The organism is Bradyrhizobium quebecense, assembly GCF_013373795.3.
In the GTDB taxonomy this organism is placed as follows: Bacteria; Pseudomonadota; Alphaproteobacteria; order Rhizobiales; family Xanthobacteraceae; genus Bradyrhizobium; species Bradyrhizobium quebecense.
This window is the reverse complement of the sequence record NZ_CP088022.1, coordinates 2,566,852-2,589,544: the sequence shown is the minus strand read 5'-3', so window position 1 is coordinate 2,589,544 and position 22,693 is coordinate 2,566,852. Positions and strand designations below refer to the sequence as shown.

Sequence of the window (22,693 nt, the reverse complement as noted above, 5' to 3'; positions counted from 1 at the left end):
CCATTTTTGCAGCGTTTCCTCGCACCGGAAGCAGTATCCGGGCGTTCTAATTCTAACAAAGATTTCATGGGGATTTCTCGGCCCTGTTGCTTCGAATCCGCAGCTTGCCGTCCCCAACGCGCCGGAATGATCCAGCCGCCGCGATCTGTCGTTACCCCATTGAGAGCTGCGCCCCGCGACAGTGGCGTTCAACCTTCGGGCCCCGACATGACCTACCTCTATGCCTACCTGTCGACACTCATCGTCTTTTTGCTCTGCGACATGGCCTGGCTTGGAACGATGGCGAGCCGATTGTACCGCCCGACGCTCGGCGACATCTTGTCGACGGAGGTCAACCTGCCTCCGGCAATCGCCTTCTATCTGATCTACCCGATCGGGCTCGTGGTGTTCGCGGTGCTCCCGGCGATAAGGTCCGAAAGTCTGGCTCAGGCGGCGCTCAGCGGCGCGCTGTTCGGCTTTTTCAGTTACATGACGTACGATTTGACCAACCAGGCGACTGTGCGGAACTGGACCTTCCAGCTCACTCTGCTCGATCTGACCTGGGGAACACTACTCGGCACCATGTCCGCCACGGCTGCTTGCCTCATTACGGCAAGGCTAGCTGCCTGAAGTCAGCTTCGGAAATGGAAAGAACGGCCGGGTCCGCGCCTGCACGTCGCGAAATCGCTGGCCGCGCGAGCGCAGCATGTGCTGTTCGAGCGGTGGCACGCCGGACACATAGACCAGAACCCAATACATGCAGGCCGGTGCAAGCAACGTGATCCAGCCGACGGGATACGAGGCATCGATCGCGATCAGCGGATAGGCCAGCCAACACAGCCACTCGAAGAAATAGTTCGGATGGCGCGACCACTTCCATAATCCGGCCTCGCAAATCCGATGTCGATTGGCGGGATCGGAGCGGAATTTGCTGAGCTGCGCGTCGGATAATGCCTCCCCGATCAAGCCAGTCAGCAGCAGCACCGCGCCGAACAAATCCGCAAACCCAAGAACGGCTCGCGGGTTATGCGCCGCGATTGCAACGGAGATCGTGAGGATGAGCCCAACTGCCGCCTGGGCCTGGACCTGCAGGAACATCCGCCTGTCGGCCGAGTCGCCCCATTGATCGATCAGGTCGCGATAGCGCGGATCATCGCCGACTTTCCAGGTCCGCGACAGAAGATGACTTCCGAGCCGCAGCGACCAGATCGCGACCAGCAGCACGACCATGATCTGCCGCGCGGTCGGCACGCCACCTTCCGGGACCGGAACGAGGCTGGCTATGCAAGCAACCAAGCCGGTGCCGAACGTCCAGCAGACATCGATCCATCCGGTGGCTCCGGTCCGTCGCTGGATCTGCCAGGCGGCCGCCATGACCGCAGACAGCGCAAGCGCCATGATTGCGAGTCGAAATATCAGCTGGAGCAGGCTCACGGAGCATCTCCCACGAGCGACCGTCACATGCGGATCAACGGCTGCAACAAACGGCCGATCATTCCGTTGAGCTTCAAATCTCCCTGCATTGCGACGAGGCAGATGCAGTCTTCGGTCGAGTTGATCCTGACGTCATGATCCACCGACCCGTCGCCAAAGTCGAAGTCTCCGGGCCCGAAATGGCCGCCGGCGTGGACGAAGCTTCCTGACAGCACGCAGGTCATTTCAAACCCGGTGTGCGTATGTTCGATCATCCTCGTTCCCGGGCTGGATTTCAGGAGAAAGACGCGTGTCGCGCTCGGCTCGGGCAACCGGATCGGCCGCAAATGCACCTTCGGTGCGATCCATCTCCACGGACTATCGGGATAGCTGTCCAGAAAGTCCGGCAAACCCGGTACGTCGCGGAATGCCTGCCCCCGGCGCCGCTCCGGGATGGAGGTCAGCGAGGTCTCGTCCAGCCTGCGCTCCATCGCCTCGAGCGCTCCGTCCGACATCGCGGTCGGCGACAATCCAGCCAGCATCGCGCCGCCAACATGCTCCATCGTGCGCACCACTGCACGGCACTTCGCACAGCCGACCAGATGGGTCGCAATGCCAATTTGCTGGCCAAGGTCGGCCGTGCCGGCTGCGAACATCGCCAACAGCTGGTCCGGGGGATGATGATGGACGGTCATGAGAAGTCATCCAGCAAGCTGCGCAGCCGGGCCATCGCCAGCCGCAAGCGCGATTTGACGGTGCCGAGCGGGATATCGAGCGCCCTTGCGATCTCCGCATGGGCTGTTTCGTGAAAGAAAGATAACTCGATCACCCGCATCTGCTCTTCCGGCAGCACAGACAGCGCATCGCGCACCCGCGCCTCGATTTCAGATGCCGCCACCCCGGCGTCGGGCAGTGGTCCCTCATCTTGCTGAAACTCGAGTTCCGTCTGGGACGTATCGATCGTCGGGGTTCGTTTCTGACGACGGAGCGCGTCGATGCGGAGATTTCGCGCGATCGTAAATATCCAGGCTGCGGCACCAGCGCTGCCGGGATCGAACAGGCTGGCCTTCGACCACACTGCGAACAAGGCCTCCTGCGCCAGTTCGTCGGCAAGCTGCTCGCTCGCACCGGAGCGCTTCATGAACGTCTTGATGCGCGGCGCAAAATGCCGAAACAACGCCGCGAAGGCCTCGCGATCCCTGCGGACAGCAACGGCTTCGATCAGCCGGGCCCATCTGGCGGCATCCGACGTCTCATTGTCGGGAGTTTCACTCAGCATGCCGCGCGGGCACTCCCCATCACTGACGGCTCTGCGACCGCAGTACCGGATCGCGCCGGGCCTGACCAGACCGATGACCCCGGAAACATGTCGAGCGGCGGCTTGCATGCAACAGGAACGCCACCCGGCCACGGTTGGATCACTGCCGGTGATCCAACCCGCAACATCCGTCGTTTCCGTCCATGACGCCGACCGCGCAATCGGCCGGCGCATCGTGCCGCTGAGGGATTGTAATTGAGCAGCGACGGCAGATTGAACATAGCCGTAGTCGGAACCGGCATTTCCGGCCTCTCGGCCGCCTGGCTGCTCAGCCAGCGACACGACGTGACGGTCTACGAGAAGTCCGATCGGATCGGCGGGCATTCCAACACCGTGATAGCGTCCATCGGGCGCGAACGCGTTGCCGTGGATACCGGCTTCATCGTGTTCAACCGGAACACCTACCCTAATCTCGCTGCGCTGTTCCGGCATCTCGACGTCCCTACACAAGCATCGGAGATGTCGCTGTCGGTCTCGCTCGACCGCGGCAATCTCGAATATTCCGGGACCGGCCTCTCGGGTCTGCTGGCGCAGCCCGGCAACCTCCTGCGCCCGCGCTTCTGGTCGATGCTGCGCGACCTCGTCCGGTTCTATAATCGCGCGACATGCGACGCGGCACGGCTGAGCGACGAGACGATCAGCCTCGGCGACTATCTCGTGCAAGGTGGTTATGGCTCAGCGTTCCGCGACGACCACCTGCTACCGATGGCAAGCGCCATCTGGTCGGCGCCTCCGGATGAAATTCTCGCCTTTCCCGCGGCGACATTCATTCGCTTCCATCACAATCACGGGCTGCTCCAATTGACGAGGCGGCCTCCATGGGAAACCGTGATCGGCGGCAGCCAGGTCTATGCGCAGCGGCTGGTCCAGCCTTTCGCGGACCGGATCAGGCTCGACTGCGGCGTGGTCGGGATACGCCGATCGCCCGGCCGCGTCCTGGTCATGGATGTTCATGGCGAAACGCAGCCGTACGATCACGTCGTGCTGGCAACACACGCAAATCAGGCATTGTCGACGATCGATGACCCGACGCCCGATGAGGCCGAACTGCTCGGCGCGTTCCGCTATACCCGCAACCTAACCGTACTCCACTCCGATCCCAGATTCATGCCCCGACGCAGACCGGCCTGGTCGAGCTGGAATTATGTCGGATCGCGCGACAACGTCGCCGCGCCGGTCGGCGTCACCTATTGGATGAACCGGCTCCAGACTATTCCCCAGCATTTGCCGCTCTTCGTCACGCTCAATCCGGCGCATCCGCCACACAGCGACACGCTGCATCACACGGAGGTCTACGAGCACCCGATCTTCGATGCCGCCGCAATCGCCGCACAGCGCCGGCTCTGGTCGCTGCAAGGTCAGAAAAACACCTGGTTCTGCGGCGCGCATTTTGGTGCCGGCTTCCACGAAGACGGGCTGCAATCAGGGCTTGCGGTCGCCGAACAGCTAGGAGGCGTGCGGCGGCCGTGGACCGTATCCGACGAATCCGGACGCATAGCGCTCACCGCGGGCGCCAGGTCGTTGCCCGAACCGGAGCTGCAACCATGATGCTCCGCTCCTGCCTCTATCGCGGCAGCGTGATGCATCGGCGGCTGCGGCCTACCACGCATCGCTTCCGCTATCGTACGTTCTGGTTGCTGCTCGATCTCGACGAGATACCCCTGCTCGCCTCCCGTTTGCGGCTGTTCTCCCGCAACAGATTCAACCTGTTTGCACTTCACGATGCCGATCACGGCGACGGTAGCGCGACGCCACTGCGCCTGCAGGCCGAACGTTGCCTGATGCAGGCAGGGATCGATATCGCCGGAGGGCCGATCCGGCTCTTCTGCATGCCTCGAACCCTCGGCTACAGCTTCAATCCGCTCAGCATCTATTTCTGCCACCGACATGACGGCCAGCTCGCCGCGATCATCTATCAGGTTCACAACACGTTCGGCGAACGCCACGCCTATGTGGCGTCGGTCGCGGCCGGTGCCGGCACCATTCGGCATGACTGCGGCAAGGCCTTCTATGTGTCTCCCTTCATGGACATGGACGTGTCCTATCACTTCCGGCTGAATCAGCCGGGCGAGCATTTTGCGCTCGGTATCAGCGCAAGCGAGAGCGGAGAAACAGTGCTCGGCGCGTGCCTGACGGCGTCACGCCACGAACTCGGCGATCTAGCGCTGTTGCACAACTTCATTGCGGTTCCCCTGGTTACGGTCAAGGTGATCCTGGCGATTCATTGGGAAGCGTTGCGGCTTTGGTCGAAGGGCTTGCGGTTGCGCAGGCGCCCGCAACGCTCCCCGCACGGGATCACGTCCGTGCCCACTTCACCCCAGCAGCGGATTGACTCGCATGCACTCTGACCACCCGCAGACCGTCCCCGGCCCGCAGCCCGTCGAATGGCCGCCAATGCTGCGCGCGACTGTCGGGAGTTTGCTGCGGCGAATGTTGCGCCGTATCGATTGCGGCGAAATCCTGCTCCAGACGCCAAGTGGGCGCGGCATTGTGATCTCCGGCATGCGGTGCGAGCAGCAGGCACATGTCAGGATTCATGATTGGAAATGCCTGCTGCGGCTGCTCATCGGCGGTGATCTGGGTTTTGCCGAAGGCTTCCTTGCCGGTGAATGGTCGACGCCCGACGTCTACTCGTTCCTGAGCGCGGCTGCGCCGCGTTCGGCCCGCGCCCCCTCGTTCGAGCGTCTGAGGCCGCCGCAGCCTCTCAACTGGCTTCGTCATGCCCTGCTCAATCGCAATACCAGGCGTGGCAGCCGGCGCAACATTCGCGCCCATTACGATCTCGGCAATGATTTCTACCGCCTCTGGCTCGACCCGAGCATGACCTATTCATCGGCGATCTACACCTCGCCACACCAGACGCTCGCGCAGGCCCAACAGAGCAAGCTCGATCGGGTCACCGAACTGCTCGATCTCAACGGCGGTGAGAGGGTTCTCGAGATCGGTTGCGGCTGGGGCGCGTTGGCACGGCATCTTGTCGAACGGGGCGCCCATCACGTCACCGGCCTGACACTGTCGACTGAACAGCTTGGCTACGCTTGTGAGCAACTCGCCGAGCGGGGCCTCGCCGACAGGGCAAATCTGCGGTTGGAGGACTATCGCGATACCAAGGGTACGTATGATCGTGTCGTCTCGATCGAGATGCTGGAGGCGGTCGGCGAGGCGTACTGGCCGCTGTTTTTCGACAATCTGCGGCAACGGCTCGATATCGGCGGCATCGCGTTGTTGCAGGTGATCACGATCGACGAACGTCGCTTCGAGAGCTATCGCAGGCGGCCGGAATTCATCCAGCGATACGTTTTTCCGGGTGGAATGTTGCCGACCGTCGAGATCATCGAACGACTTGTCGACAATTCCGGACTTCGGCTGGTTTCGACTGAGTTCTTCGCTGCCAGCTATGCGCGCACCCTGGCCGATTGGCGCGATCGGTTCCGTGACGCCTGGCCATCGATCGAAGCCCTCGGCTTCGATGTCCGCTTCAAGCGGATGTGGGAGTATTATCTGGCCTATTGCAGGCTCGGCTTTGAAATCGGCGCACTCAATGTGGGGCTGTACAAGATCGAACGACGATCTTGAACTCACCGTGTCGTCCGAATCTGACGCGGTGCGCCGATTGGCAGCAAGATTTGGCCAAATCGCAGCGGATTCTCAAAACGATCTTTCCAGCGTGTCATCCCCCGAACGGCCGACTGGTTAACGCAGACCGCCGCGCGAAATTCGCCGCACTGCAAAAGCCTTCCCCTTTTGCCATCTGCGCACTAGTTTCCGGCCAGAGCAAAACACCGACCGGCAAAAGATTACCCCGACATGGCATTCAACAAAGACGTCATTGAAGCGATCGGCAACACCCCCCTCATCAAGCTGAAACGCTCATCCGAACTGACCGGCTGCACCATTCTCGGCAAGGCCGAATTCATGAATCCCGGCCAATCGGTGAAGGATCGCGCCGGCAAGGGGATGATCCTGGAGGCCGAAAAGCGCGGCGATCTGAAGCCCGGCGGGCTCGTGGTCGAATCGACCGCGGGCAATACCGGCATCGGACTTGCGGTCGTAGCCAGTGCGCGGGGCTACCGCACCCTGATCGTCATTCCGGAGACGCAGAGCCAGGAAAAGAAGGACATGCTCCGCCTGTGCGGGGCCGAGCTCGTCGAGGCGCCGGCGCTGCCCTACTCCAATCCGAACAACTATCAGCATCTCGGCAGGCGTCTCGCCGAGCAGCTGCGCAAGACCGAGCCGAACGGCGTGCTGTTCGCCGACCAGTGGAACAACCTCGACAATCCCAAGGCGCACTACGACTCGACCGGACCGGAGATCTGGCAGCAGACCAACGGCAAGGTCGATGGCTTCATCTGCTCGGTCGGCACCGGCGGCACGCTCGCCGGCATCAGCCGCTATTTGAAGGAAAAGAACAAGGACATCGTCACCGCCTGTGCCGATCCGCACGGCTTCGCGATGTACGAGCTGTTCAAGAACGGCCAGGTCAAATCGACGCCGGGTGACTCGATCACCGAAGGCATCGGCCTCGGACGCAAGACGCCGGTGATCGAGACAGCGAACGTCGACGATGCGTTCCTGGTCTCCGACGAGGAAGCCGTGACCATCATCTACGAGCTGCTGGAGCACGAAGGCCTGTGCCTCGGCGGGTCGACTGGCGTCAACATCGCGGGCGCGATCCAGCTCGCCAAGCAGCTCGGCCCCGGCAAGACCATCGTCACCATTCTCTGCGACTCCGGCAACCGCTATCAGTCCAAGCTGTTCAACCCGGCCTTCATGCGTTCGAAGAATCTGCCGGTCCCGGAATGGCTGGAAAAGCGCAGCAAGATCGAGCTGCCGTTCGTCTGACGAACGACGTCCCCGCAGACGTCATTGCGAGGAGCTATTGCGACGAAGCAATCCATGCTTCCGATGCGGATGATTGGATTGCTTCGCTTCGCTCGCAATGACAGCGGAAATCACCGCAATATCTGGCTCAGGAACAGCTTCGACCGCGCATGCTGCGGATTGGCGAAGAATTCCTGCGGCGTGTTCGACTCGATGATCTGACCGGCGTCCATGAACACGACGCGGTTGGCGACTTCGCGGGCAAAGCCCATTTCGTGGGTTACGACCAGCATGGTCATGCCCTCCCTGGCGAGATCGACCATGGTGTCGAGCACCTCCTTGACCATTTCCGGATCGAGCGCCGAAGTCGGCTCGTCGAACAGCATCACCTTCGGGTTCATGGTCAGCGCGCGGGCGATCGCGACGCGCTGCTGCTGACCGCCCGACATCTGGCCGGGAAACTTGTTGGCCTGATGCGGGATCTTGACCCGCTCGAGGAACTTCATCGCGGCCGCCTCGGCATCCTTCTTCGGGATATTGCGCACCCAGATCGGCGCCAGCGTGCAATTGTCGAGCACGGTGAGATGCGGGAACAGGTTGAAGCTCTGAAACACCATGCCGACCTCGCGCCGCACCTCGTCGACCCGGCGCAGGTTCGGGCCGAGCTCGATGCCGTCGACCACGATCTCGCCTTCCTGGAATTCCTCCAGCGCGTTGATGCAGCGGATCAGGGTCGACTTGCCCGAGCCGGACGGGCCGCAGATCACGATACGCTCGCCCTTGCCGACCTCAAGGTTGATGTCGCGCAACACGTGGAAGTCGCCGTACCATTTGTTGAGCGTGGAGATGTTGACGATCGGGGTTGTGGACATGGTGACCTTGTTCAGTGGCGGCGGTGAGCGTTGAGCCGATGTTCGACGAACAGCGAGTAGCGCGACATTCCAAAGCAGAACACGAAATAGATCATTCCCGCAAAGGCGAAGCCGGTAAAGGCCGTCGTCGGCGTCGACCAGTTCGGGTCGGAGAACGATGCCCGCAGGGAACCCAATAGATCGAACAGCGCCACGATCGACACCAGCGAGGTATCCTTGAACAGCGAGATGAAGCTGTTGACGATGCCGGGAATGACGTAGCGCAGCGCCTGCGGCAGCACAATCAGCGACGTCGTCTTCCACCAGGACAGGCCGAGCGCCGATGCGGCCTCCGCCTGCCCGCGCGCCACCGCGGCTAACCCGCCCCTGATCACCTCGGCCATATAGGCGCCGGTAAAGATCGCCACGCCGATCAGGGCACGCAACAGGCCGTCGACGGCGAAATTGCCCGGCACGAACAGCGGCAGCATGTAGGTCGCGAAGAACAGCACCGTGATCAGCGGCACGCCGCGCCAGAATTCGATGAAGGCGATCGAGAATATCCGGATCAGCGGGATGCTGGAGCGACGGCCGAGCGCAAGCGCAATCCCGATCGGCATCGAGGCAACGATGCCGGTGATCGCGATCACCAGCGTCACCAGGAGCCCGCCCCACAGTCGCGTGTCGACGATGGGAAAGCCGCCGCGATCGAGCCCCATCAGCTTGATGCCAACGGCTATCCCGGCAAACGTCAGCAGGCTGCCGATCAGCGCTCTGCGGCCGGTCCGCATGCCGCCTCCGAGCACAAACAGCACGGCGGAGACGATCACGGCAGTGACCAGGAAGTCGCCCCAGACCGGCAGCGACGAGAGCTGCAACTGGTCGCGCAGCCAGGTCAGCGGAAAGATCAGCCAATGGATCAGAAAGCCGACCAGGACAAGCACCTTGCCCAGTGCCCAAGGCAGCGGGGCGATCGCCGAGCTCTTGCTGAGATTGACCAGCAGATCGCCGGCGCCGCCAACGCTCTGCTCGAACAGCTGCAACACGCCGGCGGTCCAGCTCACGCCGAAGCCCGCGATGCCGCCGCCATGCAGCAGGAAGAACGCCACCACCGGAAATGCGAAGAAAAACAGGCCGGAGTTGATGCCCTTGGCCGGCAGGCGCGGCATTAGCAGCGGCAGCAACAACGCGGCGCCGAGCCCATAGGTCAGATTGACCCGCCAGCGCTGCGCTTCCGGATAGAAGCCATAGATCAGCTGCGTCAGCTTGGCCTCAATATAGGGCCAGCAGGCACCGACCTCGTGCCCCGCCTTTTCGGCGAGGCAAGCGGTGCGATCCTTGCCGGCCCAGACCGCGTCGACCAGCAGGAACTTGATCGTCGGGACAACGATGTACCAGGCCAGCAGGAGCCCGAGGATCGTGAGCAGGATGTTGCCCGGCGAATTCAGCAGCCGCGTTCGTACTAAGCCGATGAAGCCGGTGGTGTTGGCCGGCGCCGCACGCTCGGCGACCAGATCCTGCCGGACAAAGGACGGGGCGGACAGATCGGTCATGCCGCCATGCTCCGGTTGATGCGCCAGCCATAGACGCTCATCAGCGCGCTCGTCGCGAGCGAGAGCAGCAGGTAGACGCCCATCGTCATGGCGATGATCTCGATCGCCTGCCCGGTCTGGCTCACCGCGGTGCCGGCAAACACCGAGACAAGGTCCGGATAGCCGATCGCCACCGCCAGCGACGAATTCTTGGTGAGATTGAGGTACTGGCTGGTCAGCGGCGGCACGATGACCCGCATCGCCTGCGGCACCACGATCAGGCGCAGCGTCGCGGCGCGGCTGAGGCCGAGCGACGAGCCTGCCTCCATCTGTCCCTTGTGGACCGACATGACGCCGGCGCGGACGATCTCGGCGATGAAGGCCGCCGTGTAGGTCGACAACGCGACCGTCAGCGCGACGAATTCGGGGATGACCCGCGCGCCGCCGGCGAAGTTGAAGCCTTTCAGCTGCGGCAGCTCGAACTTCAACGGCCAGCCGAAGATCAGCATGGAGACCAGCGGCAGACCTATCAGGCAACCCAGCACATAGGGCCAGATCCGGATCATCTGCCCGCGCTGGAACAGGGCGCGCCGCGCGTGGTGCCGCAAGCCCAGCGCCACGACGATGCCGACCGCGAGCGCGGCCAGGAACGGATAGAGGCCGGGCTCACTGACCGGCAGCGGCACGATCAGGCCGCGATTGTTGAGGAAGAACGTACCGAGGATCGAGACGCTCTGCCGCGGGGCCGGCAGCGCCGCGAGCACAGCGAGGTACCAGAACAGGATCTGGAACAGGACCGGCAAGTTCCTGACGATCTCGACGTAGATGCCGCCGATCCGCGACAGCAGCCAGTTCGGCGACAACCGGCAGAGCGCCACGACGAAGCCGATCACGGTGGCAAAGACAATGCCGATCACCGAGACCAGGATCGTGTTCAACAAGCCGACGAAGAACACCCGCCAGTAGGTGTCAGAGTTGTTGTAGGCGATCAGGCTCTGATTGACGTCAAAGCCCGCATTGTAATTGAGGAAGCCGAAGCCCGACGCAATGTGCTGGGTCTCCAGGTTCGTCCGCGCATTCGCCACGATCTCATAGGCGATCCAGGCCAGGATCGCGGCGAAGGCAATCTGGGCGGCCAATCCGTTCCAGCCGGTCTTGCCGCCAAGCGCACGCTTCAGCCTGAGGGCAAATTGCAGCGGTGGTTTGCGGGGCGCGATGCTCATCGCGGCAGCCGTTGGCCGGACCGATCAGCGGATCGGCGGCGCGTACTGGATCCCGCCCTTGTTCCAGAGATTGTTGACGCCACGGGCGATGCCGAGCGGCGAGCCGGTGCCGACATTGCGCTCGAAGGTCTCGCCGTAATTGCCGACCGCCTTGACGATGCGCACGACCCAATCCTTGGTCAGGCCGAGCTGCTCACCCAGATTGCCGTCGGTGCCGAGCACCCGCTTCATCTCCGGCTTGTCCGATTTGAGCATCGTGTCGACATTCTTCTGGGTGATGCCAAGCTCCTCGGCATTGATCATCGCAAACAGCGTCCACTTCACGATGTCGAACCACTGGTCGTCGCCGTGGCGCACCATCGGTCCCAGCGGCTCCTTGGAAATGATTTCCGGGAGCACGATGTGATCGGCGGGGTTCGCGAGCTTCAGACGGCTGGCATAGAGCCCGGAGGCGTCGTCGGTGAAGACGTCGCAGCGTCCGGACTCATAGGCTTTGACGGCTTCGTCGATGCTGCCGAATGCGATCACCTCGTACTTCATGTTGTTGCCTTTGAAGAAGTCGGCGAGGTTCTGCTCCGTCGTGGTGCCGGTCTGCACGCAGACCGACGCGCTGTTCAGTTCGAGCGCCGAATTGACCTTGAGCGACTTCTTCACCATGAAGCCCTGCCCGTCATAATAGGTCACGCCGGTGAAATTGGCGCCGAGCGAGGTGTCGCGCGACACCGTCCAGGTGGTGTTGCGCGACAGCACGTCGATCTCGCCGGATTGCAGCGCGGTAAAGCGATCCTTGGCCGACAGCGGCACGAACTTGACCTTGGTCGGGTCGTCGAGCACCACGGCGGCAATGGCCCGGCACACGTCGACGTCGATCCCGGTCCAGTTCCCCTTGTCGTCCGGTGATGAAAAGCCAGGCAGGCCCTGGCTGACGCCGCAGGACAGCTGGCCCCGGTCCTTGACCGTCTTGAGGGTTTGCGCCGAGGCGGACTGGACCGACAAAGCAGCGGCAGCGGCAAGGAGGACAGCCAGGGATACGCGTTTCATGGGTAGGCCTTTCAGGGTCGTCCGTTGGACGTTTTGCTTTGTGATCGCCTCGCGTTCACGGGCCATCCCAATGATCCCCTGCAGCAAAAGATGCTGATCTGACAGTCAGTTTGACGTGCAAACCGGCCAGGCAACGGATCGTAGGTCGCGGCAGGCCCCTCAACGTGCGGCGACTGGTAGTTGCGGCGCATCACATAGCGACTGACGAGCCGGGTCAAGGGGTTGACGCACGTCTTCTACCTCTTGTTAGTAACACCTCCCGGCGTGGCCCTGTCTTCCCGACGCGGTCTGGCTGCGGCAAAAAGTCTAAAATCCAACGGCAGCACACCATGACCTCCTCCGACGGCTCCATGCCCTCCCGCCCGCACGACGCCGCGACCCGCCTGGTCACGGCCGGCCGCGACACCAAGGCCCAGAAGGGCTTCGTCAATCCGCCGGTGTTTCACGGCTCGACCGTGCTCTATCCGACCGCGGAGGACCTCCACGCCCATCGCGCCGAATTTACCTATGGCCGCCACGGCAGCCCGACCACGCGGGCGCTGCAGGACGTGCTGATGGCGCTGGAGGGCCCGCAATGCGCCGGCGTCGGCCTCGCCCCGTCGGGCCTCGCCGCGATCAGCACCACGCTGCTCGCCGTGCTGAAGGCCGGCGATCACCTGCTGGTGTGCGACAACGCCTATCGGCCGACCCGCAATTTCTGTGACAACATGCTGAAGCGCTACGGCATCGAGACCAGCTACTTCGATCCGCTGATCGGCGCCGGCATCGAGACGTTGTTCAAGCCGAACACCCGCGCGGTGCTGGTCGAGGCGCCCGGTTCGCAATCCTTCGAGATGCCCGACGTCCGCGCGATCTCGGCCGTGGCGCATGCCCGCGGCGCGATCATGATCGACGACAACACCTGGGCGACAGCGCTCTATCACCGCTCGCTCGAACAGGGCGTCGACATCAGCATGCAGGCCGGCACGAAGTATATCGGTGGCCACTCCGACATCATGTTCGGCACCATCTCGGCCAATGCAAAGGCCTGGCCGCTGGTGCAGGAGGCGATCCGCCTGCTCGGCGTCTGCGCCGGCCCGGACGACGTCTATCTCGCGCTGCGCGGGGTCCGAACGCTGTCGGTGCGGCTGGCGCAGCACCACCGCTCCGGGCTCGAGATCGCGCGGTGGCTTGGCGCGCGGCCCGAAGTCGCTCGTGTGCTGCACCCCGGCCTTGAGACCGATCCCGGGCATGCGATCTGGAAGCGCGACTTCACCGGCGCCTCCGGCCTGTTCAGCATCGTGCTGAAGCCTGTGCCGCAGACCGCGGTCGACGCGATGCTCAACGCGCTCACGCTGTTCGGCATGGGCTTTTCCTGGGGCGGCTTCGAAAGCCTCGCCATCCCGTTCGACTGCAGCGGCTATCGCAGCGCGACCGAATGGTCGCCGGGTGGCCCGACGCTGCGGCTGCATATCGGGCTCGAAAATCTCGACGACCTCAAGGCCGATCTCGATCGCGGTTTTGCCGCGTTGAAGGCCGCGCTCTGATCTTTCCACGCCGGCTAGCGCGTTAGGCGACATTAACCACGACCGGCCAAGACGCCGCGTTGCGACCAACGTCGCACGCGTTGCGCACGCACGATCTCCGGGATTCTGCGGAGATGCGACGGCGCCGATAACTCGCCGTTCACCATCCCCACCAATCCCTTAATTGTCCGGACCTTCCATCAAGTTCCCTTATACTTTTGCGGCCGTAATGATGCTCCCGGGAAGGGCTGTCAGTGCCGCAAGGACGTGACTGCCCTGCGTTAAGGGCATTCAGACAATCGCATGAAGACGGCACGCATCGTGGTCCTCGGCATCGCCGGCGTCGCAGGCCTCGCGGCCATGTATCTCGCGAGCGTTGGCGATCGCAAACCGGCGCCGGTCGCGCCGCCAGTGGTACAGCTGCCTACCGTCGAGGTGCTGGTGGCGAAGTCCGACATCGGGCTCGGTCAGTCGGTCAAGCCTGAAGACGTGCAATGGCAGCGCTGGCCGGCCGAAACCGCGAGCAGCGCGTTCATCCGCCACGACACCAATGCCGACGCCATGAACGACGTCATCGGCTCGATCGCACGCGCTCCCTTCATCGTCGGCGAGCCGATCCGCGAGCAGAAACTGGTCAAGGCCAATGGCAGCGGCTTCATGGCCGCGATCCTGCCCACCGGCATGCGCGCGATCTCCACGGAAATCTCGCCGGAGACCGGCGCCGGCGGCTTCATCCTGCCCAACGACCGCGTCGACGTGATCCTGTCGCGACGCGACAAGAATCCCGATCAGCAACAGGGCAGCCGCGACATCGTCACCACCGAAATCTTGCTGTCCAACGTCCGCGTGCTGGCGATCGACCAGGCGCCGAAAGAGAAGGACGGCAACAACTCCCTCATAGGCAAGACCGTGACCCTCGAGCTCAAGCCCGAACAGGCCGAGACGCTCGCGCGGGCACGGCAGAGCGGCACGCTGGCGCTGGCGCTGCGCAGCATCGCCGACGTCAACGAGAAGACCGACGAGACCACAGACCATGCCCCGAAGCGGGGCGAGAGCATCCGGGTGGTGCGTTTCGGCATCCCGAGCTCTCAGACGACACAGAAGTGATGGGGGCTTCGATATGACAATTGGTGCAAAACAACTGGCAACGCGGGCCACACTGGTCCGCTCGCTGTCATTCTCGGCGGTCACCGCCCTGATGCTGATCCCTGCCCTCGCCAGCGCGACCGATCCCGACAAGAACGCGGACGTCGCGGTGACGAGCAGCATCGCCGCCAAGACGCGCTTCGTCTCGCTCGGCGTCGGCAAGTCGGTGGTGGTCGACCTGCCGCGCGAAGCCAAGGACGTCCTGGTCGCCGATCCCAAGATCGCCAACGCCGTGATCCGCTCGGCGCAGCGCGCCTATATCATCGGCGCGGCGGTCGGCCAGACCAACGTGGTGTTCTTCGACGCCGACGGCAACCAGGTCGCCTCCTACGACATCGCGATCAAGCGTGATCTCAACGGCATGCGTGCCGCGCTGAAGCAGATGCTGCCGGGCGTCCAGATCGAGGGCGTCGGTGAGAGCGTGGTGCTGACCGGCACGGTGGCAAGCCCGGTCGAGGCCCAGCAGGCCGGCGACATCGCAGCCAAGCTGGTCGGCGGCGCCGACGAGGTCGTCAACTCCATCGTGGTGCGCGGCCGCGACCAGGTGATGCTGAAGGTCACCGTCGCCGAAGTGCGCCGGGACGTCGTCAAGCAGCTCGGCGTCGATCTCAGTGCCAACATGAACTATGGTACCGCTGCGGTCGTCTTCAACAACACCAACGCCTTCACCGCCAACAACGGACCGCTCGCCAACAACGTGCTGACCGGCGCGGCCCTGAACAAGCTCGGCGTGCCGACTGTCACCGCGACGCTGCGCGCGATGGAGAGCGCGGGCGTGGTGAAGACGCTGGCCGAGCCCAACCTTACGGCGATCTCCGGCGAGTCCGCGACCTTCGTGTCAGGCGGCGAGTTTCCCATTCCGACCGGCGTCACCTGTCAGACCTCGTCGACAGGCACGATCGGGAATTGCGTCCAGACCGTCAGCTTCAAGAAGTTCGGCATCTCGCTCAACTTCACCCCGGTGGTGCTGTCCGAGGGGCGCATCAGCCTGAAGGTGATGACCGAGGTTTCCGAAGTCTCGATGGACAACGCGTTGACCGGCGGCCAGGGCGGCACGACCATTCCCTCGATCAAGACCCGCCGCGCCGACACCACGCTGGAAGTGCCCTCCGGCGGCTCGATCGCGATGGCGGGATTGATCCAGGAACAGACCAAGCAGGCCATCAACGGAATGCCCGGTGTCGATCAGATCCCGGTGCTCGGACAGCTGTTCAGGAGCCAGGACTTCGTCAACAACGAGACCGAGCTCATGGTCATCGTGACGCCCTATGTTGTGCGCGCCGTTGCGCAGAAGGAATTGTCGCGTCCCGATGACGGGTTCGCCCCGGCCTCCGACGCGCAGTCGGCGCTGCTGGCGCGCGTCAATCGCATCTACGGCGTTGCCGCCCGTGCCGAGCCGATCGGCGCCACGCCGGTCAATTTCGGCTTCATCATCGACTGACGCGCTGAAGGGATGGGGGATGCCATGATGACACGCAAAACACGAGCCGGTCATGCGAGGATGCTGTCGCTGTCCGGCGCCCTTCTCGCCACCGCGATCGCGCTTGGCGGCTGCAATCTGACCGGCGATAATATTACGACCGGCACGGTGCCCGACGACTACCGGCAGCGGCATCCGATCGCCGTCACCGAGGGCGAGCAGTCAATCGTCGTGTTCGTGGGCCGCGCCCGCGGCAATCTCACCGAAACGCAACGCGACGACGTCATGGGACTGGCTCGCACCTGGCGCCGCGAAGGCACCGGCGCAATCGCAATCGACGTCCCGGCCGGTACCACGAATGCGCGCTCGGCGCAGGCGGTGTACCAGGAGATCCGCGGCATGCTGGCGTCGATGGGCGTGCCCGCCCACGCGATCACGCGGCGTTCCTATCGCGTCGACGATCCGCGCGCGCTACCGACCATTCGCATCAGCTATCCGAAGATGGCCGCGGTCGCCGGGCCCTGCGGCGTGTGGCCGGCCGACCTTGGTCCGTCGATCTACAATCCCAGTTACAACGAGAACAAGCAGTGGGACAATTTCGGCTGCGCCACGCAGAGCAATTTGGCTGCGATGGTCGCCAATCCGTCCGACCTCGTGCAGCCGCGGACCGAAACCGCAGCCTACACGCCGCGCCGGTCGGTCGCGTTCCAGAAGTACGGCAAGGGTGAGTCGACCGCGACCACCTACCCTGAAGCCGATAGAGCCAAGCTGAGCGACGCCGGGAAATGACCGAACAACAAGACGAGCCACAGCACGTCAACGACCACATCGCGCCGGCGCCACGGATTTCCGTGCAGGCGTTCTGCGCCAGCGTCGCGACCGCCACGACGGCGCGCGCCGCCGCCGAAGACCGCCGGCTCGCCAAGGCCCACCTCTCCGTCCATATGGGCGGCATCGCTGCCGCCATCGACGCCTATCACAAGGCGCCGACGCCCAACGTCATCATGCTGGAGACCGAGCCGGACATTGATTTGCTTGCCGGTCTCGACGAACTCGCCACGGTCTGCGATCCCGGCACCCGCGTCGTCGTGCTCGGCACGCCCGGCGAGACTGCACCATATCGCGAATTGGTCCGGCGCGGCGTCAACGACTACGTCATCGGGCCGGTCAAGGTGCTCGACGTCGTGCGCTCGATCTGCGGCCTGTTCTCCTCCTCGGAGGCAGTCTCTGTGGGCCGTCTGATCGCGGTCGCGGGCGCCAAGGGCGGGGTCGGCGCCTCGACCATTGCTCACAATATCGCCTGGACCATCGCGCGCGACCTCGGGCTGGATTCGGTCGTGGTCGATCTCGACCTCGCCTTCGGTACCGCGGGCCTCGATTACAACCAGGATCCGACACAGGGTATCGCCAACGCCGTGTTCTCGCCCGAGCGCCCGGATAGTGCTTTCATGGAGCGCCTGCTGGCAAAATGCGGCGATCACCTGAGCCTGCTGGCGGCACCGGCCACGCTCGACCAGGTCTACGATTTCGGCGCCGAAGCATTCGATGCCATCTTCGATACGATGCGCATGACCACGTCCTGCATCGTGCTCGACGTTCCCCATCAATGGACCGCCTGGACCAAACGCGTGCTGGTCGGCGCCGACGATATCCTGATCGTCGCCGAGCCAGACCTCGCCAACATGCGCAACACCAAGAACATGATGAACCTGTTGCGGACCGCACGTCCGAACGACCGCCCGCCGCTCTATTGCCTGAACCAGGTCGGCATGTCGAAGCGCCCCGAGATCGAGGTCAAGGACTTCGCCAAGACGATCGAGAGCCAGCCGATCGCGACCATCCCGTTCGATTGCAGGTTGTTCGGTGAAGCCGCCAACAACGGTCAGATGATCGCGGAAGTCTCCGCGCGTCACCGCACCACAAAAACCTTCCTGCAGATCGCGCAACGCCTGACCGGCCGCCCCGATCTCGCCGAGACGCGCGAGTCGTTCCTGTCGCCGATCCTCAGGAAGCTGCAATCGCGTCGAAGCGATGGACGCCGCGCCGCCGGCTAGCCTTCCGGACTTTCGCGTGAAAACGCTCTAGTCTCGGCGGCTGGCCGCGACCGGGATCTTGTCCGCATCGCTGCGGCTCGCATCCCTGCGCGTCAACAGCCGCTTCAGCGCGGTGACATTGGCTGATCCCTGATCGGGCGGCAGATCGGCCTTCATGATGGTCTCAGCCTCGGCCTGGCGGCCCTGCAGGCCGACCACGACGGCGAGATTGGTGCGCACCCGCATGTCGTCGGGCGCGCGATCCCGGGCCCGGCGCAGCGTTTCCTCGGCCTTCGGCAGATCTTTCGACAGCAGATAGGACAGGCCGAGATTGGAGAGCACCGATGGATCGTCAGGCACGATCTTCAGGGCGCTCGCGTAATATTGGCGGGCCTCGTCGTGGCGCTCGAGCTGATCGAGCACGGCACCCTGCGCCGACAGGATGCGCCAGTCCGGGTCTTCCGGGGTGTGGGCGCGCCCGAGCACGTCGAATGCCTGCTGGAAATTGCCGTTGTCGGCGAGCGCCCGTCCGTAGCCGGCGAGCAGCGCCTTGTTGCTGGGCTGCGCCAGCACCGCCTGCTCCATGACCGCGACCGCCTGCGCCCGCTGGCCGGTGGCACGCAGCGCCCGGGCGTATTTCAGCGCGGAGTCGGTGTCCTTGGGGTTCGCGCGGACGCGCTCGTGATAGGTCGCGATGTCGCGCCGCGGGTCGGCTGGGGCCGGCGTGGATTCCGCCGTATCGCCCAATGACCCAGTGATGTCGGACGGACCTGAGGTCTGACAGGCGGACAGCCCGATCAGCAGGAGCGCGGCAGATGCCGAGCCGGCGAGACGGTGCATGCGGCCTGAAGGTCGGGGCAGTTTGTCAGACATCAAGGAGACTCGGAACAGCGAAGGTTCCGGGATGCTCACAGCTTAACCCTAAGTTCCGGTTAAGGATGCCATCATCTCGCCGTCATCCGGCCCAGAAGCGGTGCCGGACACGACGCGAACCGCCAGCCTGGCGGCTGGATCAGTCGACGAACTGGGCGCCGAATTCGTGCCCGATCCGCCAGGCCAGGCGGCACTGACGCGGACTGCCGCTCGACAGGATGATGGTGAATTCCGGCGGAATCTCCAGATATTCAGCGATCACCTTGACGCCGCCGGCCGAGATATCGGTGATCATGCAGTCGCGTGGCAACGACCCTGTGCCCAACTGAATTTTGGCGACGCTCCGGCACTCACGGCGTTCGCTCTTGCGGCGATTGACAAACATCCTGATCCCCAAGCCCTTTTCTGGATAGCTTCTCGGCTGGACAGCTTCTCGTTCCCACCGTCATAACGGGGAAAGATTGGAAACTGCCTAGCGGAACCAATCGCAATTGAGCGGTCATGTTCGAGATTCGTTTACCGGCTCCAGTGGCCTCAGTGCCTCATTTGGCGGCCGCGCTCGTTACCGGCTCTTCCGACAAGCCGGTTCCAACGGGAACAAAAAGGGGGTGATCCCAGGTCATTTGGCGATAGCGTGACCCCTTCGACTCGAATTTGCCGGGATATCCAGGAAGTATGGGAAGTCTTGTTCTGCTTGATCTGATGGGGGGCGTCGCGCTCCTGCTGTGGGGCCTGCATATGGTCCACAGCGGGATTCTGCGGGCCTTCGGGCCCGATTTGCGGCTGTTGCTGGCCCGGGCGCTGAAAAACCGCTTCACCGCGCTTGGCGCCGGCCTTGGCCTGACTGCCCTGCTCCAGAGCTCGACCGCAACCGCCCTGATCACCAGTTCCTTCGCCGCCGAGGAGATCGTCAGCCTGGTGCCGGCGCTTGCGATCATGCTCGGCGCCAATATCGGCACCACGCTGATCGTGCAGGTGCTGTCGTTCAACGTCGCCGCCGTGGCGCCGGTGCTGTTCATTGTCGGCCTCGTCGCATTCCGCAGCGGGCCGCGCTCCCGGATCAAGGATCTCGGCCGCGTCTCGATCGGCCTCGGCTTGATGCTGCTCGCGCTGCATATCCTGCTCGATACGATGGCGCCGGCCGAGAATGCCCCGGGCGTGCGCGTATTCCTGAACGCGATCACCGGCGATCCCGTGCTCTGCATCCTGATCGGCGCGGTCGTGACCTGGCTGGTCCATTCCAGCGTCGCCAGCGTGCTGCTGGTGATGTCGCTGGCCTACTCCCAGTTCATCTCGCCCTATGCCGCGTTCGCGCTTGTGCTCGGCGCCAACCTCGGCAGCGCCGTCAATCCGTTGATGGAGGGGGCGCGGCGCGACAATCCGGCGAGCTACCGGCTGCCGGTCGGCAACCTCGTCAACCGTATCGTCGGCATCCTGCTGGTGGCGCCGTTCCTGCGCCCGATCACCGAGCATATTTACGCCTGGCAGCCCGATCTCGCCAAGGCGACCGCGCTGTTCCACATTGCCTTCAACATTGCAACCGCGCTGCTGTTCATCGGCGTGCTCGACCAGATGGCGCGTCTGCTCGAGCGCCTGTTGCCCAAGCGGGCGCAGGAGACCGATCCGTCACGGCCACGCTATCTCGACGAGAGCGCGCTGGAGACGCCGTCACTCGCGCTGGCCGATGCCGCGCGCGAGGTGCTGCATATGGGCGACCACACCGAGGCCATGTTGCGCAAGGTGATGACGGCGATGCTGACCAACGATCGCGCAATGGTCGACCAGGTGTCGAAGATGGACAACACCGTCGACCGGCTGAACGAGGCGATCAAGCTTTACGTCACGAAGCTTACCCGCGGCAGCCTGGACGAGCGCGAAGGTCAGCGCGCTATGGAGATCGTCGCATTCGCGATCAATCTCGAGCATATCGGCGACATCATCGACAAGAATCTGAGCGAGCTCGCGACCAAGAAGATCAAGCATCGCCTCCAATTCTCGGCCGAAGGCGCCGAGGAATTGTCGGCGTTCCACAAGCGCACGATCGACTCGCTGCGGCTCGCGTTCGGCGTGTTCATGTCGGGCGATGCCGCCGAGGCGCGCAAGCTGCTCACCGAGAAGGCGGCGCTGCGCGCGGCCGAGCTTGCCGCCGTCGAGCGCCATCTGGAGCGCCTGCGCGAAGGCCGGCCCGAGACCATCGAGACCACCTCGCTGCATCTCGACGTGTTGCGCGACCTTCGCCGCATCCATTCGCACATCTGCTCGGTCGCCTATCCCGTGCTCGACGCCGCCGGCGAGACCGCGGCCGATCGCGAGAGCACCGCGGAGACGACCGACGTTGCTGCGCCGGTGGCCGGCCGCTGATCAGCTGTCGAGCGTCTTCGACGCCTTGCCGCGGTTCTTCACGATCAGCATGATGTTACGGATGTAGATCAGCGTCGCGAGGCCCTGCCCGATGATGATGACAGGCTCGCGTTTGGCGAACCCGTAGATCAGCGTCATCAAACCGCCGCCCATCGAGAAGAACCAGAACGCCATCGGCACCACGCTCTGGCCAGCGCGCTCGCTGGAAATCCACTGCACCAGGAAGCGCGCAGTGAAGAACAATTGCGCGATCAGGCCGAACGCCAGCCAGAAGTCGAACTTGGCGATGAACACTTCGTAGAAATAGGCGCTGAGCGCCTGGCCGAACTGAATCAGCATCACTTCACCTCGGTCACATCAGGCACTTCAGTGCGTGTCACTTCAGTGACGACCGGCGTCGGCTTCTTGCGGCGGATCAGCCACCACACGCCACCGAGATCCATGATCCCGATCCAGAGCCGGTCGAAGAATCCATAATTCGACACGCCGGAATGGCGCGGGCGGTCGACGACGTCGACATAGGCGATCGCGAGCCCCTCGCGGCGGACCAGCGCCGGAAGGAAACGATGCAGCCCGTCGAAATAGGGCATCGCCAGAAACACCTCGCGCGGAAACGCCTTCAGGCCGCATCCGGTGTCGCGGGTGCCGTCGCGCAGGATGATGCCACGCACGGCGTTGGCGATCCGCGATTGCAGCTTCTTGAAGCCGGTGTCCTTGCGCCCGACGCGCTGGCCCGCAGCGAGGCCAACCCGGCCATTGCCGCTCTCGACCGCCGCGATCAGGTTGGGCAGGAAGGCCGGATCGTTCTGGCCGTCGCCGTCAAGCGTTGCCACGATCGCCCCGCGCGCGGCGCGCACGCCGCTGCGCACGGCTGCCGACTGGCCCGAGGAGACTGCGTGGCGAAGCTGCCGGAGATTGGGCCGCTGCGCCATGATCGCGCTCAGCCGTTCGCCGGTGGCGTCGGTCGAGCCGTCATTGACGTAGACGATCTCGTAGGCCCAGTGGCCGTCGAGCGCCGCCGCGATCTCGGCGATCAGCGGCGCGATATTGTCCGCCTCGTTGCGCACAGGCACTACGATGGAAACGGCGACCGGCGTCTGGTCGGAAGCAGGCAAATCGGCACTCGTGGTTGGTGTTGGCAGCGGCTGGAACCCGCCCGATCCGGCCATCGGGCGAC

General features: G+C 63.9%; 22 protein-coding genes. 11 read left to right on the top strand and 11 right to left on the bottom strand.

The annotated features are described in order from the left end of the window. Positions 1–207: 207 nt before the first annotated feature. Positions 208–609, top strand: coding sequence for a DUF2177 family protein (locus tag HU230_RS12330; RefSeq protein WP_176531438.1), 402 nt, complete (start codon positions 208–210; stop codon positions 607–609). Here the strand turns inward: HU230_RS12330 and HU230_RS12325 are convergent. Genes HU230_RS12325 through HU230_RS12315 form a run of 3 tightly spaced genes read right to left on the bottom strand, consistent with a single transcriptional unit; the run spans position 598 to position 2,779 of the window. Beyond that, positions 598–1,413: a DUF1295 domain-containing protein gene (locus HU230_RS12325; protein WP_176531439.1), complete on the bottom strand. Its 816-nt coding sequence runs from the start codon at positions 1,411–1,413 to the stop codon at positions 598–600. The genes HU230_RS12330 and HU230_RS12325 overlap by 12 nt on opposite strands. A gap of 23 nt (positions 1,414–1,436) precedes the next feature. Then, positions 1,437–2,087: a ChrR family anti-sigma-E factor gene (locus tag HU230_RS12320; RefSeq protein WP_176531440.1), complete on the bottom strand. Its 651-nt coding sequence runs from the start codon at positions 2,085–2,087 to the stop codon at positions 1,437–1,439. Continuing rightward, positions 2,084–2,779 carry a sigma-70 family RNA polymerase sigma factor gene (locus HU230_RS12315; protein ID WP_224943232.1) on the bottom strand — a complete coding sequence of 232 codons (696 nt, stop codon included), beginning with the start codon at positions 2,777–2,779 and terminating at the stop codon, positions 2,084–2,086. Before HU230_RS12315 ends, HU230_RS12320 begins: the two co-directional genes overlap by 4 nt. Positions 2,780–2,923: 144 nt before the next feature. On the opposite strand from HU230_RS12315, the gene HU230_RS12310 reads away from it, so the two are divergent. The 4 genes from HU230_RS12310 (at position 2,924) to HU230_RS12295 (ending at position 7,552) form a co-directional block, all read left to right on the top strand. Continuing rightward, the gene (locus HU230_RS12310) at positions 2,924–4,258 is read left to right on the top strand and encodes an NAD(P)/FAD-dependent oxidoreductase (protein WP_176531441.1); all 1,335 of its coding nucleotides are present in this window, start codon (positions 2,924–2,926) and stop codon (positions 4,256–4,258) included. Beyond that, positions 4,255–5,058, top strand: coding sequence for a DUF1365 domain-containing protein (locus HU230_RS12305; RefSeq protein ID WP_176531442.1), 804 nt, complete (start codon positions 4,255–4,257; stop codon positions 5,056–5,058). Before HU230_RS12310 ends, HU230_RS12305 begins: the two co-directional genes overlap by 4 nt. An 82-nt stretch (positions 5,059–5,140) precedes the next feature. Continuing rightward, positions 5,141–6,286 (top strand): SAM-dependent methyltransferase, encoded by a 1,146-nt coding sequence (locus HU230_RS12300; RefSeq protein WP_224943228.1) that lies wholly within the window; start codon positions 5,141–5,143, stop codon positions 6,284–6,286. A 231-nt stretch (positions 6,287–6,517) separates the two neighbouring features. Then, positions 6,518–7,552, top strand: a complete 1,035-nt coding sequence (locus tag HU230_RS12295) for a cysteine synthase A (protein WP_176531443.1) — start codon at positions 6,518–6,520, stop codon at positions 7,550–7,552. 110 nt (positions 7,553–7,662) lie between these two features. Here HU230_RS12295 and HU230_RS12290 read toward each other — a convergent pair whose 3' ends face one another. From HU230_RS12290 to HU230_RS12275, 4 genes are read right to left on the bottom strand one after another with little or no spacing between them, the layout of a single operon-like run. Further along, a complete protein-coding gene (locus HU230_RS12290) occupies positions 7,663–8,403 on the bottom strand; it encodes an amino acid ABC transporter ATP-binding protein (protein WP_029083902.1) in 741 nt (246 codons plus the stop codon). Positions 8,404–8,414: 11 nt separating this feature from the next. Further along, positions 8,415–9,935 carry an amino acid ABC transporter permease gene (locus tag HU230_RS12285; protein WP_176531444.1) on the bottom strand — a complete coding sequence of 507 codons (1,521 nt, stop codon included), beginning with the start codon at positions 9,933–9,935 and terminating at the stop codon, positions 8,415–8,417. Continuing rightward, the gene (locus HU230_RS12280; RefSeq protein WP_176531445.1) at positions 9,932–11,137 is read right to left on the bottom strand and encodes an amino acid ABC transporter permease; all 1,206 of its coding nucleotides are present in this window, start codon (positions 11,135–11,137) and stop codon (positions 9,932–9,934) included. Before HU230_RS12280 ends, HU230_RS12285 begins: the two co-directional genes overlap by 4 nt. A 24-nt stretch (positions 11,138–11,161) precedes the next feature. Beyond that, complete coding sequence (locus tag HU230_RS12275) at positions 11,162–12,178, bottom strand: amino acid ABC transporter substrate-binding protein (protein ID WP_176531446.1); 1,017 nt, start codon at positions 12,176–12,178, stop codon at positions 11,162–11,164. Positions 12,179–12,507: 329 nt separating this feature from the next. Between HU230_RS12275 and metC the strand changes: the two genes are divergently transcribed. The 5 genes from metC to HU230_RS12250 all read left to right on the top strand — a co-directional run bounded on the left by metC (position 12,508) and on the right by HU230_RS12250 (position 18,303). After that, positions 12,508–13,704, top strand: a complete 1,197-nt coding sequence (gene metC, locus HU230_RS12270) for a cystathionine beta-lyase (RefSeq protein ID WP_176531447.1) — start codon at positions 12,508–12,510, stop codon at positions 13,702–13,704. Between the two features lie 282 nt (positions 13,705–13,986). After that, on the top strand, positions 13,987–14,790 hold the full coding sequence (gene cpaB, locus HU230_RS12265) for a Flp pilus assembly protein CpaB (protein WP_176531448.1): 804 nt from the start codon (positions 13,987–13,989) through the stop codon (positions 14,788–14,790). A gap of 13 nt (positions 14,791–14,803) precedes the next feature. Continuing rightward, positions 14,804–16,270: a type II and III secretion system protein family protein gene (locus tag HU230_RS12260; RefSeq protein WP_176531449.1), complete on the top strand. Its 1,467-nt coding sequence runs from the start codon at positions 14,804–14,806 to the stop codon at positions 16,268–16,270. 24 nt (positions 16,271–16,294) lie between these two features. After that, positions 16,295–17,038, top strand: coding sequence for a CpaD family pilus assembly protein (locus tag HU230_RS12255; RefSeq protein WP_420840857.1), 744 nt, complete (start codon positions 16,295–16,297; stop codon positions 17,036–17,038). Beyond that, complete coding sequence (locus tag HU230_RS12250; protein WP_176531451.1) at positions 17,035–18,303, top strand: CpaE/TadZ family protein; 1,269 nt, start codon at positions 17,035–17,037, stop codon at positions 18,301–18,303. Before HU230_RS12255 ends, HU230_RS12250 begins: the two co-directional genes overlap by 4 nt. A 27-nt stretch (positions 18,304–18,330) precedes the next feature. On the opposite strand, the gene HU230_RS12245 is transcribed toward HU230_RS12250, so the two are convergent. After that, positions 18,331–19,155 (bottom strand): tetratricopeptide repeat protein, encoded by an 825-nt coding sequence (locus tag HU230_RS12245; protein WP_224924433.1) that lies wholly within the window; start codon positions 19,153–19,155, stop codon positions 18,331–18,333. 139 nt (positions 19,156–19,294) lie between these two features. Continuing rightward, positions 19,295–19,540: a PilZ domain-containing protein gene (locus HU230_RS12240; RefSeq protein ID WP_021079298.1), complete on the bottom strand. Its 246-nt coding sequence runs from the start codon at positions 19,538–19,540 to the stop codon at positions 19,295–19,297. Between the two features lie 290 nt (positions 19,541–19,830). On the opposite strand from HU230_RS12240, the gene HU230_RS12235 reads away from it, so the two are divergent. After that, the gene (locus tag HU230_RS12235) at positions 19,831–21,516 is read left to right on the top strand and encodes a Na/Pi cotransporter family protein (protein WP_176531452.1); all 1,686 of its coding nucleotides are present in this window, start codon (positions 19,831–19,833) and stop codon (positions 21,514–21,516) included. Here HU230_RS12235 and HU230_RS12230 read toward each other — a convergent pair whose 3' ends face one another. Both HU230_RS12230 and HU230_RS12225 read right to left on the bottom strand, forming a co-directional pair. Beyond that, entirely contained in the window at positions 21,517–21,855 is a 339-nt protein-coding gene (locus HU230_RS12230; RefSeq protein WP_092114520.1) for a lipid-A-disaccharide synthase N-terminal domain-containing protein, read from the bottom strand. Then, positions 21,855–22,631 (bottom strand): glycosyltransferase family 2 protein, encoded by a 777-nt coding sequence (locus tag HU230_RS12225; RefSeq protein WP_420840856.1) that lies wholly within the window; start codon positions 22,629–22,631, stop codon positions 21,855–21,857. The genes HU230_RS12230 and HU230_RS12225 overlap by 1 nt, the downstream gene beginning before the upstream one ends. Positions 22,632–22,693 lie beyond the last annotated feature (62 nt).

Bases quoted from the DNA above. Each gene is read 5' to 3' on its own strand.
- HU230_RS12330 (WP_176531438.1), top strand. From the start codon at position 208: ATGACCTACCTCTATGCCTACCTGTCGACACTCATCGTCTTTTTGCTC.
- HU230_RS12320 (WP_176531440.1), bottom strand. From the start codon at position 2,087: ATGACCGTCCATCATCATCCCCCGGACCAGCTGTTGGCGATGTTCGCA.
- HU230_RS12315 (WP_224943232.1), bottom strand. From the start codon at position 2,779: ATGCAAGCCGCCGCTCGACATGTTTCCGGGGTCATCGGTCTGGTCAGG.
- HU230_RS12305 (WP_176531442.1), top strand. From the start codon at position 4,255: ATGATGCTCCGCTCCTGCCTCTATCGCGGCAGCGTGATGCATCGGCGG.
- HU230_RS12300 (WP_224943228.1), top strand. From the start codon at position 5,141: ATGTTGCGCCGTATCGATTGCGGCGAAATCCTGCTCCAGACGCCAAGT.
- HU230_RS12295 (WP_176531443.1), top strand. From the start codon at position 6,518: ATGGCATTCAACAAAGACGTCATTGAAGCGATCGGCAACACCCCCCTC.
- HU230_RS12290 (WP_029083902.1), bottom strand. From the start codon at position 8,403: ATGTCCACAACCCCGATCGTCAACATCTCCACGCTCAACAAATGGTAC.
- HU230_RS12285 (WP_176531444.1), bottom strand. From the start codon at position 9,935: ATGACCGATCTGTCCGCCCCGTCCTTTGTCCGGCAGGATCTGGTCGCC.
- HU230_RS12280 (WP_176531445.1), bottom strand. From the start codon at position 11,137: ATGAGCATCGCGCCCCGCAAACCACCGCTGCAATTTGCCCTCAGGCTG.
- HU230_RS12275 (WP_176531446.1), bottom strand. From the start codon at position 12,178: ATGAAACGCGTATCCCTGGCTGTCCTCCTTGCCGCTGCCGCTGCTTTG.
- metC (WP_176531447.1), top strand. From the start codon at position 12,508: ATGACCTCCTCCGACGGCTCCATGCCCTCCCGCCCGCACGACGCCGCG.
- cpaB (WP_176531448.1), top strand. From the start codon at position 13,987: ATGAAGACGGCACGCATCGTGGTCCTCGGCATCGCCGGCGTCGCAGGC.
- HU230_RS12260 (WP_176531449.1), top strand. From the start codon at position 14,804: ATGACAATTGGTGCAAAACAACTGGCAACGCGGGCCACACTGGTCCGC.
- HU230_RS12255 (WP_420840857.1), top strand. From the start codon at position 16,295: ATGATGACACGCAAAACACGAGCCGGTCATGCGAGGATGCTGTCGCTG.
- HU230_RS12250 (WP_176531451.1), top strand. From the start codon at position 17,035: ATGACCGAACAACAAGACGAGCCACAGCACGTCAACGACCACATCGCG.
- HU230_RS12245 (WP_224924433.1), bottom strand. From the start codon at position 19,155: ATGTCTGACAAACTGCCCCGACCTTCAGGCCGCATGCACCGTCTCGCC.
- HU230_RS12240 (WP_021079298.1), bottom strand. From the start codon at position 19,540: ATGTTTGTCAATCGCCGCAAGAGCGAACGCCGTGAGTGCCGGAGCGTC.
- HU230_RS12235 (WP_176531452.1), top strand. From the start codon at position 19,831: ATGGGAAGTCTTGTTCTGCTTGATCTGATGGGGGGCGTCGCGCTCCTG.
- HU230_RS12230 (WP_092114520.1), bottom strand. From the start codon at position 21,855: ATGCTGATTCAGTTCGGCCAGGCGCTCAGCGCCTATTTCTACGAAGTG.